The following is a 16,140-nucleotide window of genomic DNA, read 5'->3' on the forward strand; positions in this document are numbered from 1 at the left end:
CGAATTTTCGTCGAAAATTCGTGCCTTACGGGTTTTCGGTGAAAACCCGATCAGTCGCCGCAGGTGATGCAGGTCTCGTCGTCCGGGTCGCGGGCGAACTCCAGCACCCGCCCCTCCGGCCCGATCAGGAACAGGTGCTCCTCGGCCACCTCGGCATGGGTCGTCGCCTGCAGCGCCTCGAAATAGGCCGCTTCCGCCTCCAGCGCCGCGCAGGCCATCCTGGTCGCGCCAAGGGCCGACAGCGCGATCTCCGGCAATTCGCCGCCGTAGCTGCCGAAATAGCGGTTGCAGGGCGCCTTGCCGGAAACCTTGCCGTCGGCGGTGAAGACGATGGTCGTGCCGGCGGCGGCGCGGCTGCCGTCGATACCGACCAGCGTCCATTCGCCGCCGATCGCGGTGGCGAGGGCAGGGGTGCAGGCGGCGGCGAGGGCAAGCGTCAGGGCGGGAAGCAGGCGGGTCATGTCAGGTCCTTTTAGGATCGTCCTGTCCCTGTGACGCATCAGAAGGCCGAAGGCTTGGCCTCACGCGCCATGTGGTCGAGGACGGCATTGACGAACTTCGGCTCCTTCCCCTCCGGGAAGAAGGCCTTGGCGACATCGACATATTCGGTGATCGCCACCTTCGGCGGCGTGTCCATCTGGGTGATCTCCGCCCCCGCGGCGCGGAACAGCGCCCGCAGCACCGGGTCGATGCGGTCGATCGGCCATTTCGCCACCAGCGCCCGGTCGGTCAGCTGGTCGATGGCGGCCTGCCAGTCGACCGCCTTCTCCACCACCGCGCGGAAGTGGTCGACATTGCCCTCGGCGAATTCGCCTTCCTCGTAGGTGGCGCCGAAGCGGTGGCTCTCGAACTCGCGGCAGACCTGGGCCACGGTCTGGCCCGAGCTTTCCATCTGGAACAGCGCCTGCACCGCGTAAAGCCGCGCCGCCGATTTCATCCGGCGCTTCTCGGCGGTCTTGTCTGCGGTCTTGTCGGGGGGGCTCATGCGCGGAACCCGATGCCCTTGGAGGCGCCGGCCCAACCCCGCGCCAGCGCGATCAGGTGCAGCGCCGCCGCCGCTGCGCCGCCGCCCTTGTCCTGTCCGGCGGGATCGGCACGCACCTCGGCCTGCTCGATATTCTCCACCGTCAGGATGCCGTTGCCGATGCAGGCGCCCTGCAGCCCCAAGAGCGTCAGCCCGCGCGAGCTGTCGTTGCAGACGGTGTCGTAATGGGTGGTCTCGCCCCGCACCACGCAGCCGAGCGCGACATAGCCGTCGTATTTCGCCAGCCGCTCGGCCATGGCGATGGCGGAGGGGATCTCCAGCGCCCCCGGCACCTCGACCAGATCGGCCTCGGCGCCCACGGCGGCAGCCATGGCCCGGGCCCCGGCGACCAGGTTGTCGGCGATCTCCTTGTAATAGGGCGCGACGACGATCAGCAGTTTCACCGGCTTGTCGAAAGCCGGCAGCGGCAGGGTGTAATGGGTGATCGAGGCAGCCATGGCTTACTCCGCAATCGGATGGGTGCCGGCGATGGTCAGGCCCCAGGCGTCCAGCCCCACCACCTTCGGCGCCCTGGAATTGGTGACGAGAATGATCTTCGACAGCCCGAGAGAGGCCAGGATCTGCGCCCCCAGCCCGTATTGCCGCAGAGTCTGCGGCGAATGCTCCCCGGCCTCCACCATCTTCATCGAGGTGTCGCGCAGAAGCACCACCGCGCCGCGCCCCTCGGCCGCGATCAGCCGCATCGCCGCGGGCAGGCTGCCGGCGGCGCCGATTCCCAGCACGTCCTCCAGCGGGTTCAGCGCATGGACGCGGACCAGCACCGGCTCGTCGGTGGACAGGTCGCCCTTGGTCAGCACCACATGATCGGCGCCCTGGGTGTCGTCGGAATAGACCCGCATCAGCCAGTCGCCGCCATGGATGGAATGGACCGGCCGCACCGCCTTTTCGTTGATCAGGTTGTCGTGGCGGCGGCGGTAGGCGATCAGGTCCGAGATGGTGCCGATCTTCAGCCCGTGTCGCTGCGCGAAGCCGATCAGGTCGGGCAGCCGCGCCATGGTGCCGTCGTCGTTCATGATCTCGCAGATCACGCCGGAAGGGTTCAGCCCCGCCAGCCGCGCCACGTCCACCGCGGCCTCGGTATGGCCGGCGCGGACCAGCACGCCGCCGTCGCGGGCGCGCAGCGGGAAGATGTGTCCGGGAGTGGCGATGTCGGCCGCGCCCTTGGTCGGGTCGATGGCGACCGAGACGGTGCGCGCCCGGTCGGCGGCGGAGATGCCGGTGGTCACCCCCTCGCGCGCCTCGATCGACAGGGTGAAGGCGGTTTCGTGGCGGGAGGAGTTCTTCGGGCTCATCAGCGGCAGGCCGAGCGCGTCGATGCGCGTGCCGGGCATCGCCAGGCAGATCAGCCCGCGGCCGTGGGTGGCCATGAAGTTGATGGCCGACGGCGTGCACATCTGCGCCGGGATCACCAGGTCGCCCTCGTTCTCGCGGTCCTCGTGGTCGACCAGGATGAACATGCGGCCGTTGCGGGCGTCCTCGATGATCTCCTCGGGCGAGGAGATGGCGTCGGAAAAGTCGGTGCGTTCGGACATGCGGGCGGCCTTCGCGGAGGGGGGTGTCCGCAGCGGGATAGCGCGGGTCGCGGCCAAAGGCCAGAGGCAGGATGCGCAGAGGCTCTGTGCGCTCAGGCCAGCACCGCCAGCGCCGCGGCGAAGGCCAGTTGCTGGCAGGCGCCGAGGATGTCGCCGGTCTGGCCGCCGATCATCCGTTGCGCCGCCAGCGCCAGCAGGGCGGGCAGCAGGGCGGCGGCCAGCACCGGGGCCAGCGCGGCCGATCCCAGCACCAGCAGCGCCAGCACCAGCGCCGCCAGCACCGCCCCCCCGGCGGCAGCGGACGAAGGGCGCCCCGTCGAGGCCGACAGCCCGCCGGGCCGGGCCGGGGGCAGGGCGGCCATCACCACCGCCATCGGCGCCCGCGACAGCGCGGCGGCGGCGATCAGCGGACCCCAGAGCCGGCCCTCGGCGATCAGCGCCTCCAGCGCCGACCAGGCGGCCAGCATCACCAGCACCAGCGCCAGCGCGCCAAAACTGCCGATCCGGCTGTCCTTCATGATCTCCAGCCGGCGCGCGCGGTCGCGCCCGCCGAGCAGCCCGTCGGCGGTGTCGGACAGCCCGTCCTCATGCAGTGCCCCGGTCAGCAGCGCCAGCAGGACCAGCGCCGCCGCCGCCACCGGCCCGGACGGAATGGCGAGGGCGAGCAGGACCCAGGCCAGCAGCGCCGCCAGGACCCCGAGCAGCCCGCCGACCAGCGGCCAGGCCCAGGCGGAGTCGGCCCCGGCTGGGCTGTGGCGGGGCACCGGCAGCCGAGTCAGCAGCGCCAGCGCCGACAGCAGATGATCGCGCAGCCGCATCAGCCCGTCGCTCTCCATCGCCGAACCGTCCTTTCCTGTCTGGCCCCCCGTCCTGCCTTGGGGTAGCTGCATCCCGCGACGGGTTCAATCGCGGAGGACAGCATGACCGGCATCGCCACCCTGAACGACTTCCGCCAAGCGGTGCAGGCGCTTCCGGCCCCGGATGCCGCGGCCATCGCCGCCGCCCGCGCCCGCGACGCGGTGCTGACCAAGCCGCCGGGGTCGCTGGGGCGGCTGGAACAGCTGGCGGAATGGCTGGCCGGGTGGAAGGGCCGGGTGGCGGCCGACCGTCTGCAGGTGGCGATCTTCGCCGGCAACCACGGCATCGCCGCCCGCGGCGTCTCGGCCTTCCCGGCCGAGGTGACGGTGCAGATGGTCGCCAATTTCCAGGCCGGCGGGGCGGCGGTCAACCAGCTGTCGCAGCTGGCCGGCGCAGCGATGTCGGTGCATCCGCTGGCGCTGGACCGGCCGACGGCGGATTTCACCGAAGACGCGGCGATGACCGAGGCGGAGCTGCTGGAAGCCCTGCGCACCGGATGGCAGGCGGTGGACCCGCAGGCCGACCTGTTCGTCGCCGGCGAGATGGGCATCGCCAACACCACCAGCGCCGCGGCCATTGCGGCAGCCCTTTTCGGCGGCACGCTTGGCAGTTCGGGCTGGGCCGGGCGCGGCACCGGCGTCGATGACGCCGGGCTGGCCCGCAAGGAGGCGGCGGTGGCGGCGGGGCTGGCCGCCCATGCCGGCCATCTGGATGACCCGCTGGAGGTGCTGCGCCGCCTCGGCGGGCGCGAGATCGCGGCGATGGCGGGGGCCTATCTGGCCGCGCGGATGCATCGGGTGCCGGTGGTGCTGGACGGCTTCATCAGCTGCGCCGCGGCGGCGGTGCTGCACAAAGCCAACCCCGCGGCGCTGGACCATTGCCTCGCCGGCCACCTCAGCGCCGAGGGCGCGCACGGCCGCCTGCTCGCCGCCATCGGCAAGGAGCCGCTGTTGTCCCTGGGGATGCGGCTCGGCGAAGGCTCGGGCGCGGCGCTGACGCTGAACGTGATCCGCGGCGCGGTGGCCTGCCACAACGGCATGGCGACCTTCGCCGAGGCCGGGGTCAGCGGCGGCTGATACCGATTTCCGCGCGGAAATCGGGCCGGACTTCGCGCGAAGTCCGGCTATTCGGCCGCCGTGGTCGCCGGCCGAGCCAGTCCCAACTCGTCCAGCAGCGCCGATTCCAGTTCCCGCTCCAGCTCCCGCGCGCGGGCGATGTAATCGGGGTTCTGGTCCAGCGGCTGGCCGGGCACCCACAGCTCGGCCATGTCACGCATCGCGGCGCGGTCGATGCGCCAGAACGCCTTGGTCAACTGCGCGGCCTCGTAATCGGAGAAGCCCGCGTTCTCCAGCACGTAGCGCCCGGCCCGGACCGAGCTGTCGAAGGTCTCCCGCACGATGTCGTCGGCGCCGGCCTGATACAGTTCGTAGACATGCACCCGGTCGCGGGCGCGGGCGACGATGTGCAGGTCCGGCCGCACCCGCCGGGCGTGGCGGACGATCCGCAGCGCGTTCTCGCGGCCGTCCACCGCCACCACCAGCACCTCGGCCTGCGACAGGCCGGCGGCCTCCAGCAGTTCGGGGCGCGAGGGGTCGCCGAAGAAGCCCTTGATGCCGAAGCGGCGCAGCGTCTCGATCATCGCCACGTCGCTGTCCAGCACCACGGTCGAGATCCGGGCCGAGCGCAGCAGCCGGTTGACCGTCTGGCCGAAGCGGCCGACGCCGGCGATGATCACCCGGCCCTTCTCGTCGATGGCATCCGGCTCCCGCGCGTCCTGCCCGTGCGGCAGGAACCCCGCCAGCCGGTCGTAGAGCACGAAGAGAAGCGGCGTCACCAGCATGGAGAGCGAGATGATCAGCAGCGCCTTGTCCGCGGCGCCGACGGCAAGCGCGCCTTCGTCCCGGGCGAAGGAGATCAGCAGGAAGCCGAACTCCCCCGCCTGCGCCAGCCCGAGGGTGAAGAGGAAACGGTCCCTGCCGCGCAGGCCCGCAAGGATGGCGATGCCGTAAAGGATCGCCGCCTTGACCGCGATCACCGCCACGGTCAGCCCGACGATGGTGCCGGGCGCGCGGGCCAGCACATGGAAGTCGATGCCGATCCCCACCGTCATGAAGAACAGGCCGAGGAGCAGGCCCTTGAACGGCTTGATGTCGGCCTCGATCTGGTGGCGGAATTCCGAGTTGGCCAGCACCACCCCGGCGACGAAGGTGCCGAGCGCGGGGGACAGCCCGACCAGAACCATCAGGAAGGCGATGGCCAGCACGATCAGCAGCGAGATGAAGGTCGACATCTCGGGCAAGCGCGAGGCATGGACGAAGCGGAAGACCGGGGTGGAGAGGAAGCGCCCCGCCAGCACGATCAGCCCGACGATGGCCAGCGTCAGCAGGGTCTCGGCCCAGCCGGGCAGGGCGGAGACGATGTCCAGCAAGGGCGCGATCGGCGCATCGGCGACCGCCGCGCCCACCTCGCCGTCCAGCGCGTCGGTGACGCCGAACATCCCGGCCGTCGGCCCGGCGAAGCCCGGCAGGGTCAGGAGCGGCACCACCGACAGCATCGGCACCACCGCCATGTCCTGAGACAGCAGCACCGCAAAGCTGGCCCGTCCGCCGGGGCTGCGCATCAGCCCCTTCTCGGTCAGCGTCTGCAGCACGATGGCGGTGGAGGACATCGCCAGCATCATCCCGATCACGATGGCGCTGCGCCAGTTCTGCCCCGCCATCCAGGCGGTCAGGCCGATCACCGCGATGGTCAGCACGATCTGCGCCCCGCCGAGGCCGAGAAGCCGGTGACGCATGTCCCACAGCGCCTGCGGCTCCAGCTCCAGCCCGATCAGGAACATCATCATCACCACCCCGAATTCCGAGATGTGGTGAAGCTCGGTCGTCTCGGCCCCGGCCAGCCCGAAGACCGGCCCCAGGAGGATGCCCGCCGCGAGGTATCCCAGCACCGATCCCAGGCCGAGCCGCACCGCCAGCGGCACCAGCATCACCGCGACGCCGAGGTAGATGCTGGCCTGGAAAAGGAAGTTCTCCATGGAAAAGTCCGGGCTGGGGCAGGGAAAACTCTAGAAAGCCGGGGGCAGGAATTCCACGGGTTTTGCAGGGGTTGCGGGTCACAACCTTGACACATGCTGCAATGATCTGCCCCGGATGCGGGTTTTTGCGTGAAGGGCGGCTCAGCCCGCAGCCAGGGGCAGCGGCGCGTCGGGTTTCACCCGGTCCAGCACGATCTGGCTTTGCACCCGCGCCACCGCCGGATGCGGCAAGAGCGCCTGCTGCACCAGGCGGCTGAGCGCGGAAAGGTCGGCGCACCAGACCCGCAGCAGGAAATCCGCCTCGCCGGTCAGGGTCCAGGCGGCGACGATCTCGGCCCGCGTGTAGCAGAGGCGGCGGAAGTCGCGGGCATTCTCCTCGGAATGGGCGGCCATCACCACATGGATGAAGGCCTCCACCCCCAGGCCGATGCGGTCGGGGGCGACGGTGGCGCGGTAGCCGGTGATCACGCCGGCCTGTTCCAGCCGCTGCCGCCGCCGCGCCGCCTGGCTGGGGGAAAGGTTCAGCCGCTCGCCCAGGTCCTGCGCCGTCAGCGTGGCGTCGCGCTGCAGCGCCGAGAGCAGGCGGGAATCGGTGGCGTCCAGGGAGTCGGTCTGTTGCATGATCTGGCCCATGGGTGCGAGAAATTCGCGCATGTCTTGGCGATCATCCTGAAGAATGCGCGCATGTCGCGCAAGCCCTGCGCTAGAATTCATGCAGACAGGATATGGAGTTTCGCCATGGGTCCCTTCCCGCATGACGCCCCGAAGGCCAAGATCGGCCCGGAGAACCCCGCCGGCACCGACGGCTTCGAATTCGTCGAATTCGCCCATCCCGAGCCGGAGGAACTGCGCGCCCTCTTCGCCCGGATGGGCTTTGCGCTGACCGCCCGCCACCGGACCCGCGCCATCGAGTTGTGGCAGCAGGGCGACATCACCTATGTGCTGACCGACGAGCCGGACAGCCACGCCCGCCGCTTCGTCGAAGAGCATGGTCCCTGCGCGCCCTCGATGGGCTGGCGGGTGGTCGATGCGCAGCACGCCTTCGATCATGCCGTGGCGCAGGGCGCGCAGCCCTTCACCGGCGCGAAGACGCTGGACTGGCCGGCCATCGTCGGCATCGGCGGCAGCCTGATCTACTTCACCGACCAATACGGCCCGGGCGCGGACCCCTGGGGGCCGGAGTTCGAGTGGCTGTCGAAGCCCAAGCCGGAAGGCGTGGGGTTCGGCTACCTCGACCACCTGACCCACAATGTCCACAAGGGCAACATGGACACCTGGTTCGACTTCTACGGAAAGCTGTTCAACTTCCGCCAGATCCGGTTCTTCGACATCGAGGGCAAGTATTCCGGCCTGCACAGCCGGGCGCTGACCAGCCCCTGCGGCCGCATCCGCATCCCGATCAACGAGGACCGGGGCGAGACCGGGCAGATCGTCGAATACCTCAAGCGCTACAAGGGCGAGGGCATCCAGCACATCGCCATCGGCACCGACGACATCTATGCCGCCACCGATGCCATCGCCGAGCGCGGACTGAAGTTCATGCCGAAGCCGCCGATGTCCTATTACGAGCAGAGCTTCGAGCGGGTGAAGGGCCATGACGAGCCGGTGGAGCGGCTGGCGAAGCACGGCATCCTGATCGACGGCGAGGGCGTGGTCGACGGCGGCGAGACCCGCATCCTGTTGCAGGTGTTCTCGAAGACGGTGATCGGGCCGATCTTCTTCGAGTTCATCCAGAGGAAGGGCGACGACGGCTTCGGCGAGGGCAACTTCAAGGCGCTGTTCGAATCGATCGAGGCCGACCAAGTGGCCCGCGGGGTGTTGAAGGCGGGGTGAACGATCCTTCGGCGAAGGATCGGAATACGATTTTTCGCCGAAAAATCGGGGCTTAGCCCTGCGGCATCTTCAGTGCGATCAGCCGGCCGCCCTTCTGGTAGCGGACCTCGTTCTGGGTGATCGCCTCGATCCGGCCGCCGTCGATGCGGTCGCCGACCTGCACCTTCTTGTATTTGCCGTTGGCCTGCCGGACCAGCGCATAGCGCTTCGACGGTGTGCCGTAGACGCCGATCAGGTTCACCTTCGACAGGTTCAGCGCGTTCTTGAAGGTGGCCTGCTTGGCGACGCTGGCGCTGCTGGGGATCTTCGGCGCGGCGCTGGCGACGACTTCCGGCTCGTCCTCCTGCTCCTCGGGCTTGAGGTCCTCGGCCTTCTTCTTCGCCGCGGTCTTCTTCGGCGCCTCGGGCTCGGGCTCCGGCTCGGGCGTGCGGATGGCGGCGGCGACCGCGGCCTCGACCGCGCGGCTGAAGTCCTTGGGCCGCGCCGCCGGCCGGCGCGAGATCGCTACCACCGAGGGGTTGGCGGCCTCGGCCGCGGCGGCGGCGGCCAGGTCGGCCTCGGCCTGCGCGGCCTCCTCGGCGGTGGGGGCCAGGGCCAGCGAGGCGGTCTCGGTCTGCTGCCGGGCGGCCTCGGCGGCCGCAAGCACGGTGCGCGGGCGTTCGCGCGGCCGCAGGCTGGCCTGTCGCACCTCCGGCTCGGCGGTCAGCGCGGCCTCGTCGGGATTGGGCGCCAGGCCGGCGGGGCGTTCCTTCGGGCGGCGGTCGGCGAGGTCGGGGTTCGGCTGCGCCTCCGGCCCGACCGGCTGCTCCGCGGCGACGGCCTCGACGGCGCCTTCGGCCGAGGCGGCGGGAGTCTCGCCGAAGGGCACCGCCTCGACCAGCCCGGCGGCGGAGGCATCCGGGGCGGGCGGCACGGCGGCAGCAGCTTCGGCCGCGGCGGCAAGGGCGGCGGCCTCGGCGGCCTCGCTGCGCGAGGGCGGCAGCTTCGGCGGCTTGCCGGCGATCAGCATCACCCCGTCGGGATTGACGATGCCTTCCGGCGTGGGGATCAGCAGCCCCTGGTCGTCGAAGGCATAGACGGTGCCGAAGGGCGGCGGCGGCATCTGGCCGGCGGGCAGCGTGTCCTCGGCCGCGGCCGGGGTGGGCAGCGCCAGCGCATCCAGCGCCGGGGGCGGGGTGTCCGAGGTGGCGAGGAAGATCTCGTCCTGGTCCTCGGCCAGCACCTGCGCCGGCGGGCTGTCCGAGGAGACGGCGGTGCCCGGCGCGGCTTCGGCGGCGGGCACGGCGGTTTCCTCGGCGGCGGCGGTGTCGAGCGGTTCGGCGGTCTCGCCGGCGGCGGCGGTCTCCATGCCGATCAACTCTTCCTCGCCGTCGGCCAGCATCTCGTCCTCGATGCCGGGAAGATCGTCCCCGGCGATCTGCACCGCCTCCGGCTCGTCCTGGCCCGAGGCCAGGTAGAAGGTCGACCAGGCCGCAACCAGCGCCATGCACAAGAGCAGGATCGCCACCAGCGACAGGAACAGCGCCGCGCGCGAGCGCGGTTTCGGCGGCGGGCGGTTGCCGAAGGTGCCGCCCGGGCGGGTCAGCGACTTGGCGGCATCGGAAGAGGCGGCGACCGCCGCGGCGGTGCGGGCGGGGGCCGAGGGCTGGGGCAGCGGCTTGACCTTGGCGGCCTTGCGGCCCGCGCCCAGGCCCTGCGCCCCGACCAGCCCGCCGATCCCCTTGCCGCTGCGCACCCCGCCCACGGCGGGGGCTGCGGGCCGGGCGCCGGCCTGCGGCGGACGCGGCATCGGCGGCAGGTCCTCGACTGGCTTGCCGCGGGCGGCGCGGGCCAGCGCCGCGGCATCCGGCCGCGAAGCGGCGCCGAGCGCGGGGGCGCGGCCCTGATCCTCGGCGTTGCGGCGGCTGGCGAAGGCCACCATCGCCGCCTGCGAGGGAGCAGGGGGCAGGTCGTCCCCGGCCAGCGGGTCGGCGACCGGATCGGCAGGCTTCGCCGGTTTCGGCAGCGGCGCCGGATCGGCGGCGCGCAGGTCGTCGTCCTCTTCGGGGAAGGCGGTCTCGTCATGGACGAAGGCGAAGGGCGCCTCTTCCACGACCGGCTCGGGCGGCTCGAACGGCGCGGGAGGCGCAGGCTCGGCGGCGGTCTCGGGAACGGAGGGGGGCGGGGGAGGAAGGGCCTCGGCGGCTTTTTCCTCTTCCTCCTCGGGCCAGGCTGCGGCCGGCGCAGCCGGCACGATCCGCTCTGCCGGCTCCGGCGCCGGGGCTTCAGGGGAGGTTTCCGGGGCAGGGGCCTCGGCTGCGGAAGGTTCCGGCGCAGGGGGCTCCGCCGCGACGGGTTCGGGTTCGGGGGCCGGGGCGGGCTCCTCCACGGCAGGCTCGGCCGCGACCGGCTCGGGCAGGGGCGGCTCCGCCGCAGGCGGCTCGGCGGGCGTTTCCGCCGCACCCGAAAGATCCAGTTCGGGCTGCGGCGCCACGGGCGGCTCGGCGGCCGGCGTCTCCGCCGCCGGAGGCTCGGCTGCCGGCGCGGGCGCCGTTTCGCCCCGCGGCCCGCGGGTCAGGATGCGGATCGCGCCGCGGTCGCGTTCCACTTCCTCGCCCGGCGGCAGCAGGCCCGCCGCGGCGCCGGTCTTGCCGAACCAGGGCTCGCCGTTGAAATCGCCGTAGTCGGGGATGGCGACGAAGGAGATCGGGTTGAACCTGTGGCTGGCCGCGAAGGCCTCGGCCTCGTCCAGCGTCTCGCGCGCAAGGACGGCGACGCGCACCAGCTTGCCCCTGCCGGACCAGTCGAACACCAGGTCGTCCACCGGATAGGGCGTCTTGCCCTCCAGCCCCGCCCGGATCTGCGCCCGCCGCTCCTCGTCCGAGGGGCCGGGGGCGTCCATCTCCATGTAGCGGATCTGCGAATTGGGGATCACCAGCTTGGTGGCGAAGCCCGCAGGCTCCAGCCCGAGCGCGGTGCGGCGCATGTAGTCCAGCGCCTCGTCCAGATCGGGGGCGGCGAAGGGGGTTTCACCCACGACCACCCAGCCCTTGCCTGCGCGGTGCAGGAGCTGGATCGCGTCTTCGGTGAAGCTGAGGGCAAAACTCGGTTTCATTGCACGGGTCTAACACAGGGAAACCGGACGCGGAAACGCGCCCCGGACGGCTGCGGTCTTCCTACAGCAGCTTTTTGCCGAAAGAAAGAAAAAGGGCCGTTACCTGACCAAGGATGGCCTTGCGCGCTGCGTTACAGGTCGTGAAATGTCCGTTCAGTTCAAGGAGGACCCCATGCTGAACCGTCTGATGCCCGCCCCCGCCGCAGCTCTTGGCCTCGGCCTTCTCCTGGCCCTGCCGCTGACCGCGCCCGCCGCGCTGGCCGACCGCGCCCCCGCGCAACTGACGGTCACCGGCGAGGGCGCGACCGAGATCGCCCCCGACCTGGCGACATTGCAGGTGGGCGTCACCACCACCGGCGCCACCGCGGCCGAGGCGCTGGCGGCGAATTCCGCCGCGCTGGAGGCGGTGCTGGCCCGGCTGCGCGAGGCGGGGGTGGAGGGGCGCGACCTGCAGACCTCCAGCCTGTCGGTCACGCCGAACTGGACCGGCTATGAAAGCAGTTCCTCGGGGCCGCAGATCAGCGGCTACACGGCGATGAACATCGTCACGGTGAAGGTGCGCAAGCTGGACACCCTTGGTGCGGTGCTGGATGCCGCGGTGCAGGACGGCGCCAACACGCTGAACGGGCTGACCTTCGGGCTGCAGGACCCGCGCCCGGCGATGGACACCGCCCGCCAGGCCGCGATCGAGGACGCCAAGGCCAAGGCCGCGCTTTACGCCGAGGCCGCAGGGGTGAAGCTGGGCCGCATCGCCGTGATCACCGAGAACAGCGGCTACGGCGGCGGTCCTGCGCCGATGTTCAAGGAGGCCGCGATGTCCGCCGCCCCGGTGCCGGTCGAGTCGGGCCAGCTGTCGATGCAGGCCACGGTGACGGTGGTCTGGGATCTGGCGGAGTAGGGCGGTCGGTTGATGCTCCAGGCGTCTGGCCGGGTGGATGGTCCTGTCCGGCGAAACCGTCGAGACGCGAAAGCTGTCATCTCCTTGCGAACGGGGAGCCATTTCCCGCGGCACCCCAAGGGAAATGGCGGGGTGAACCCCGCCCTACGCCGGCCCCCATCCGCCGGGCGACCGGGAACTGCCGTAGGGCGGGGTTCACCCCGCCGCTCAACGGTGTTCTTGGCGAAGGCGTGTGCCTTCGCCACAGCGCAACGGTTCAGTCTGGACCGGCCGGGCCCCAAAGGCCCGGCCAGCGCCCGCCGGGTCGGGCGCTGGCCTCCCGGGGTCTCGTGCCACCACCGTCTCCGGTTGATCCAGTTCGCACGGGCGGGGGCGAGGCAATGCCTCGCCTTCTCCCGCCCGGTCGAGCCGCGCATTCCTGATGTTTTTCGCCGATCCCGTGGATGGGACGGACAATCACCCGAAACGGCGGCGACTCACCCCATCGCCTGATCCAGATCGGCGATGATGTCCTCGACATCCTCGATCCCGATCGACAGCCGCACCATGTCCGGCGGCGCCCCGGCGGCGATCAGTTGCTCGGGCTCCAGCTGGCGGTGGGTGGTCGAGGCCGGGTGGATGATCAGGCTGCGGGTGTCGCCGAGGTTCGCCACATGGCTGAACAGCTTCACCCGGTTGATCAGGTCGACGCAGCCGTCGTAGCCCGACTTCAGCGCGAAGGTGAACAGCGCCCCGGCCCCCTTCGGAACGATCTTCTTCGCCCGCTTGTAATAGGGGCTGGACTTCAGCCCGGCATAGGTGACCGATTCCACCCGCGGGTCCTTCTCCAGCCATTCCGCCACCTTGCGGGCGTTCTCGACATGGCGCTGCATCCGCAGGCCCAGCGTCTCGATCCCCATCAGCGTGTAATGCGCCCCCTGCGGGTTCATGGTCATGCCGAGGTCGCGCAGCCCGACGGCGATGGAGTGGAAGGTATAGGCCATCGCCCCGAGCGCGGGGTGGAAGGTCAGGCCATGATAGGCGGGCTCGGGCTGGCTGAGGCTGGGGAACTTGTCCGAAGCGGACCAGTCGAACTTGCCCGAATCCACCAGGATGCCGCCGGTGACGGTGCCGTTGCCGGTCAGATACTTGGTGGCGGAATGCACGACCAGCGTCGCCCCCATCTCGATCGGCCGGCACAGCCAGGGCGTCGCGGTGGTGTTGTCGACGATCAGCGGCACGCCCTTGCGGTCGGCGATCTTCGCCAGCGCCGGGATGTCGGTGACATAGCCGCCGGGGTTGGCGATGGTCTCGCAGAAGATCGCCCGGGTGTTCTTGTCCACTGCCCGCGACACCGCGCCCAGGTCGTCGGTGTCGACGAATTTCGCCGACCAGCCGAAGCGCTTGATGGTCTGGCTGAACTGGGTCATCGTGCCGCCGTAGAGCCGGGTCGAGGCCACCACGTTCCTGCCCGGCCCCATTAGCGGGAACAGCGCCATGATCTGCGCCGCATGGCCCGAGGAACAGCCGATGCCGCCCGCGCCGCCCTCCAGCGCCACCACCCGGTTCGCCAGCGCCGCCACGGTAGGGTTGGTCAGGCGCGAGTAGATCCAGCCGACCTCTTCCAGGTTGAACAGCCGGGCCGCATGGTCGGCGTCCTTGAAGACGAAGGCGGTCGATTGGTAGATCGGGATCTGCCGTGCGCCGGTGGCCGGGTCGGGGGCCGTCCCGGCATGGATCGCCAGGGTGTCGAAACCCATCGGTCTGTCTGTCATGTCATCCTCCGCTGTCCTTTGCCGCGAGGTTAGGGGAGCGGCCGTCCCGCGGCAATGGCCGCCGCGATGCGGATTTCTCATGCCGATGATGAAGATCGTTCCTTCCGGGCCGGAGCCGGAGAACGATCCTTCGCCGAAGGATCGTCTACGCCCTGTCGTCCTTGGGGCTGCCCATGACGACGAAGGTGGTGACCGCCTGCACCTGCGGCAGCACGCCCAGGACCTCGGTGTGCCAGTGCTTGTAGGCGGGCAGGTCGGCGGTCTCGACCCGCAGCAGGTATTCCACCGTGCCGGTGACGTTGTGGCATTCGCGGACCTGCGGCGCGCGGGCGACGGCGCGCTCGAAAGCCTCCTGCGCCGCCTTGGTATGGCTGTTCAGGCCGACGGTGACATAGGCGGTGAAGCCGATCCCCAGCTTGTCGGGGTCGAGCACGGCGCGGTAGCCGCGGATGACGCCGGCCCGTTCCATCTCCTGCACCCGGCGCAGGCAGGCGGAGGGGGACAGGCCCACCCGCTCGGCCAGCTGCAGGTTGGTCTGGCGGCCGTCGCGCGTCATCTCGCGCAATATCCGGCGGTTCATATCGTCTATCTTCGTCATTCGTTGCGAATATTGCGTTCCGGCGCAAGAGATTGCAATCCTTGATGGCGATTCCTCGGCAATGATTGCGCCATGACATACGAGCTGTTCCTCGCCCTTCTCGGCTTCGGCATCGTGACCTCGGTCACGCCGGGGCCGAACAACATGATGCTTCTGGCCAGCGGGGTGAATTTCGGCCTGCGGCGGACGGTGCCGCACATGCTGGGGATCAGCCTCGGCCATGCGCTGATGGTCTTCCTGGTCGGGCTGGGGATCGCCGGGATGTTCCGCGCCTGGCCTCCGGCGCTGACGGTGCTGAAGACCGGCTCGGTCTGCTACATGCTGTGGCTGGCCTGGAAGATCGCCAACTCCGGCGCCCCGGGCGAGGGCAAGGCGCGGGCCGAGCCGCTGAGCTTCCTTCAGGCCGCCGCCTTCCAATGGGTCAACCCGAAGGCCTGGGCGATGGCGCTCGGCGCGGTGACGGCCTATGTCGCCACACCCTCGGCGGCGGCCTATCTGCTGGTCGCGGTGATCTTCATGGTGGTGAACTTCCCCTCGGTGATGATCTGGGCAGCGGCGGGGCAGGGGCTGCGGCGCTGGCTGGAGGACCCGGCCCGGCTGCGCGCCTTCAACTGGACCATGGCGGTGCTGCTGATCGCCTCGCTCTGGCCAGTGGTGACGATGGAGATGTGAGGGCGGGTTCCACGTCTCGCTGGCGAAGGCCATCGCCTTCGCCACAGCGCACCGTTTCAATCGGGACCGGCCGGGTGCCCCAAGCACCCGGCCAGCGCCCGCCCGCCCCTCGGCGGGCGCTTCTCGCCGCCCGGTCGGCGCTGGCCTCTCGGGGTCTCGGGCTGACAGTCTCCGGTTGACATGCTGCGCACGGGCGGGGCGAGGCAGTGCCTCGCCTGTTCCCGCCCGGCCGAACGGTGGCTTTCCAGAGCCGACTGCCGATCCGTTCGGACGGCCGCGATTCGGCGGCACCGCCCCTCAGGGCATCAGCACCGCCTTGCGCTCGTAGCTGGCGGTCTCCACCGAGCCGTCGTCGAAGGTGACGGCGACGGTAAGGCTGGCGATGCTGCCCAGCGGCGCCTCGGCATAGGGCAGCATCTCTTCCATCTTCAGCGCGTTCGGCTGCGCCTCGCCCTCGTGGCAGGGCTCCATCGGCATCGCGGTTTCCGCCGCGCCGCCGTTGATGCCCCAGGCCACCTGCGTCAGCCCGCAGCGCCAGGCCAGGAGATTGGTGAAATAGATCAGGTCCTTGCCGTCGTATTCGCGGATGGCGACCCATTGGTCCTTCGTCGCGGTCAGGATCGGCTTCACTTCGGCGGCGGTGGTGAAGTCCTGGGCAGGGGCAGGCAGCGGCAATGCCAGGAGCAGGGCGGTCAGGCACAGGGGACGGGACATGGAAAAACCTCGTGCTGTCGAACCTTTCGCCCGCGGGGGGCGGCCCCTATAGTGCGGCCCCGGGCGGCGGCGGACAAGTCCGCGTCCGGTATCGGTAAAGGGGTCGGG

General features: G+C 70.5%; 15 protein-coding genes. 4 read left to right on the forward strand and 11 right to left on the reverse strand.

Features of this window, described 5'->3' with window-relative positions; genetic code table 11:
* Nucleotides 1-50: 50 nt before the first annotated feature.
* The 5 genes from G5B31_RS07725 to cobS form a co-directional block, all read right to left on the reverse strand.
* Complete coding sequence (locus G5B31_RS07725; protein WP_165015604.1) at nucleotides 51-461, reverse strand: META domain-containing protein; 411 nt, start codon at nucleotides 459-461, stop codon at nucleotides 51-53.
* A gap of 38 nt (nucleotides 462-499) precedes the next feature.
* Entirely contained in the window at nucleotides 500-985 is a 486-nt protein-coding gene (nusB, locus tag G5B31_RS07730; RefSeq protein ID WP_165015607.1) for a transcription antitermination factor NusB, read from the reverse strand.
* Nucleotides 982-1,482 carry a 6,7-dimethyl-8-ribityllumazine synthase gene (locus G5B31_RS07735; RefSeq protein WP_165015610.1) on the reverse strand — a complete coding sequence of 167 codons (501 nt, stop codon included), beginning with the start codon at nucleotides 1,480-1,482 and terminating at the stop codon, nucleotides 982-984. The genes nusB and G5B31_RS07735 overlap by 4 nt, the downstream gene beginning before the upstream one ends.
* Nucleotides 1,483-1,485: 3 nt before the next feature.
* A complete protein-coding gene (gene ribB, locus G5B31_RS07740) occupies nucleotides 1,486-2,577 on the reverse strand; it encodes a 3,4-dihydroxy-2-butanone-4-phosphate synthase (protein WP_165015613.1) in 1,092 nt (363 codons plus the stop codon).
* Nucleotides 2,578-2,669: 92 nt separating this feature from the next.
* Nucleotides 2,670-3,413 (reverse strand): adenosylcobinamide-GDP ribazoletransferase, encoded by a 744-nt coding sequence (gene cobS / locus G5B31_RS07745; RefSeq protein WP_240904327.1) that lies wholly within the window; start codon nucleotides 3,411-3,413, stop codon nucleotides 2,670-2,672.
* A gap of 84 nt (nucleotides 3,414-3,497) precedes the next feature.
* Between cobS and cobT the strand changes: the two genes are divergently transcribed.
* Complete coding sequence (gene cobT / locus G5B31_RS07750; RefSeq protein ID WP_165015616.1) at nucleotides 3,498-4,511, forward strand: nicotinate-nucleotide--dimethylbenzimidazole phosphoribosyltransferase; 1,014 nt, start codon at nucleotides 3,498-3,500, stop codon at nucleotides 4,509-4,511.
* A gap of 47 nt (nucleotides 4,512-4,558) precedes the next feature.
* On the opposite strand, the gene G5B31_RS07755 is transcribed toward cobT, so the two are convergent.
* Both G5B31_RS07755 and G5B31_RS07760 read right to left on the reverse strand, forming a co-directional pair.
* Nucleotides 4,559-6,469: a cation:proton antiporter gene (locus G5B31_RS07755; protein WP_165015619.1), complete on the reverse strand. Its 1,911-nt coding sequence runs from the start codon at nucleotides 6,467-6,469 to the stop codon at nucleotides 4,559-4,561.
* 141 nt (nucleotides 6,470-6,610) lie between these two features.
* Complete coding sequence (locus G5B31_RS07760; RefSeq protein WP_240904328.1) at nucleotides 6,611-7,123, reverse strand: Lrp/AsnC family transcriptional regulator; 513 nt, start codon at nucleotides 7,121-7,123, stop codon at nucleotides 6,611-6,613.
* An 84-nt stretch (nucleotides 7,124-7,207) separates the two neighbouring features.
* On the opposite strand from G5B31_RS07760, the gene hppD reads away from it, so the two are divergent.
* Nucleotides 7,208-8,302 carry a 4-hydroxyphenylpyruvate dioxygenase gene (hppD, locus tag G5B31_RS07765; RefSeq protein WP_165015622.1) on the forward strand — a complete coding sequence of 365 codons (1,095 nt, stop codon included), beginning with the start codon at nucleotides 7,208-7,210 and terminating at the stop codon, nucleotides 8,300-8,302.
* A gap of 52 nt (nucleotides 8,303-8,354) precedes the next feature.
* Here hppD and G5B31_RS07770 read toward each other — a convergent pair whose 3' ends face one another.
* Nucleotides 8,355-11,396: a translation initiation factor 2 gene (locus tag G5B31_RS07770; RefSeq protein WP_165015625.1), complete on the reverse strand. Its 3,042-nt coding sequence runs from the start codon at nucleotides 11,394-11,396 to the stop codon at nucleotides 8,355-8,357.
* A 172-nt stretch (nucleotides 11,397-11,568) separates the two neighbouring features.
* On the opposite strand from G5B31_RS07770, the gene G5B31_RS07775 reads away from it, so the two are divergent.
* Nucleotides 11,569-12,294, forward strand: a complete 726-nt coding sequence (locus tag G5B31_RS07775; protein ID WP_165015628.1) for an SIMPL domain-containing protein — start codon at nucleotides 11,569-11,571, stop codon at nucleotides 12,292-12,294.
* Nucleotides 12,295-12,770: 476 nt separating this feature from the next.
* Here the strand turns inward: G5B31_RS07775 and G5B31_RS07780 are convergent, their stop codons facing one another.
* Together G5B31_RS07780 and G5B31_RS07785 are read right to left on the reverse strand one after the other, a co-directional pair.
* Nucleotides 12,771-14,048 (reverse strand): O-acetylhomoserine aminocarboxypropyltransferase/cysteine synthase family protein, encoded by a 1,278-nt coding sequence (locus tag G5B31_RS07780; RefSeq protein WP_165015631.1) that lies wholly within the window; start codon nucleotides 14,046-14,048, stop codon nucleotides 12,771-12,773.
* Between the two features lie 145 nt (nucleotides 14,049-14,193).
* Entirely contained in the window at nucleotides 14,194-14,646 is a 453-nt protein-coding gene (locus tag G5B31_RS07785; RefSeq protein ID WP_165015634.1) for an Lrp/AsnC family transcriptional regulator, read from the reverse strand.
* A gap of 72 nt (nucleotides 14,647-14,718) precedes the next feature.
* Here G5B31_RS07785 and G5B31_RS07790 point away from each other — a divergent pair, with 72 nt between their 5' ends.
* Complete coding sequence (locus tag G5B31_RS07790; protein ID WP_165015637.1) at nucleotides 14,719-15,318, forward strand: LysE family translocator; 600 nt, start codon at nucleotides 14,719-14,721, stop codon at nucleotides 15,316-15,318.
* A gap of 297 nt (nucleotides 15,319-15,615) precedes the next feature.
* Here G5B31_RS07790 and G5B31_RS07795 read toward each other — a convergent pair whose 3' ends face one another.
* On the reverse strand, nucleotides 15,616-16,032 hold the full coding sequence (locus G5B31_RS07795) for a hypothetical protein (protein WP_165015640.1): 417 nt from the start codon (nucleotides 16,030-16,032) through the stop codon (nucleotides 15,616-15,618).
* Nucleotides 16,033-16,140 lie beyond the last annotated feature (108 nt).

Origin of the sequence: Rhodobacter sp. SGA-6-6 (genome assembly GCF_011043545.1) — a bacterium.
Taxonomy (GTDB): Bacteria; Pseudomonadota; Alphaproteobacteria; order Rhodobacterales; family Rhodobacteraceae; genus Pseudogemmobacter.

Bases quoted from the DNA above. Each gene is read 5' to 3' on its own strand.
- G5B31_RS07735 (WP_165015610.1), bottom strand. From the start codon at position 1,482: ATGGCTGCCTCGATCACCCATTACACCCTGCCGCTGCCGGCTTTCGAC.
- G5B31_RS07760 (WP_240904328.1), bottom strand. From the start codon at position 7,123: ATGCGCGAATTTCTCGCACCCATGGGCCAGATCATGCAACAGACCGAC.
- G5B31_RS07790 (WP_165015637.1), top strand. From the start codon at position 14,719: ATGACATACGAGCTGTTCCTCGCCCTTCTCGGCTTCGGCATCGTGACC.
- G5B31_RS07780 (WP_165015631.1), bottom strand. From the start codon at position 14,048: ATGACAGACAGACCGATGGGTTTCGACACCCTGGCGATCCATGCCGGG.
- G5B31_RS07770 (WP_165015625.1), bottom strand. From the start codon at position 11,396: ATGAAACCGAGTTTTGCCCTCAGCTTCACCGAAGACGCGATCCAGCTC.
- G5B31_RS07785 (WP_165015634.1), bottom strand. From the start codon at position 14,646: ATGACGAAGATAGACGATATGAACCGCCGGATATTGCGCGAGATGACG.
- cobS (WP_240904327.1), bottom strand. From the start codon at position 3,413: ATGGAGAGCGACGGGCTGATGCGGCTGCGCGATCATCTGCTGTCGGCG.
- G5B31_RS07775 (WP_165015628.1), top strand. From the start codon at position 11,569: ATGCTGAACCGTCTGATGCCCGCCCCCGCCGCAGCTCTTGGCCTCGGC.
- ribB (WP_165015613.1), bottom strand. From the start codon at position 2,577: ATGTCCGAACGCACCGACTTTTCCGACGCCATCTCCTCGCCCGAGGAG.
- G5B31_RS07725 (WP_165015604.1), bottom strand. From the start codon at position 461: ATGACCCGCCTGCTTCCCGCCCTGACGCTTGCCCTCGCCGCCGCCTGC.
- hppD (WP_165015622.1), top strand. From the start codon at position 7,208: ATGGGTCCCTTCCCGCATGACGCCCCGAAGGCCAAGATCGGCCCGGAG.
- G5B31_RS07755 (WP_165015619.1), bottom strand. From the start codon at position 6,469: ATGGAGAACTTCCTTTTCCAGGCCAGCATCTACCTCGGCGTCGCGGTG.
- cobT (WP_165015616.1), top strand. From the start codon at position 3,498: ATGACCGGCATCGCCACCCTGAACGACTTCCGCCAAGCGGTGCAGGCG.
- nusB (WP_165015607.1), bottom strand. From the start codon at position 985: ATGAGCCCCCCCGACAAGACCGCAGACAAGACCGCCGAGAAGCGCCGG.
- G5B31_RS07795 (WP_165015640.1), bottom strand. From the start codon at position 16,032: ATGTCCCGTCCCCTGTGCCTGACCGCCCTGCTCCTGGCATTGCCGCTG.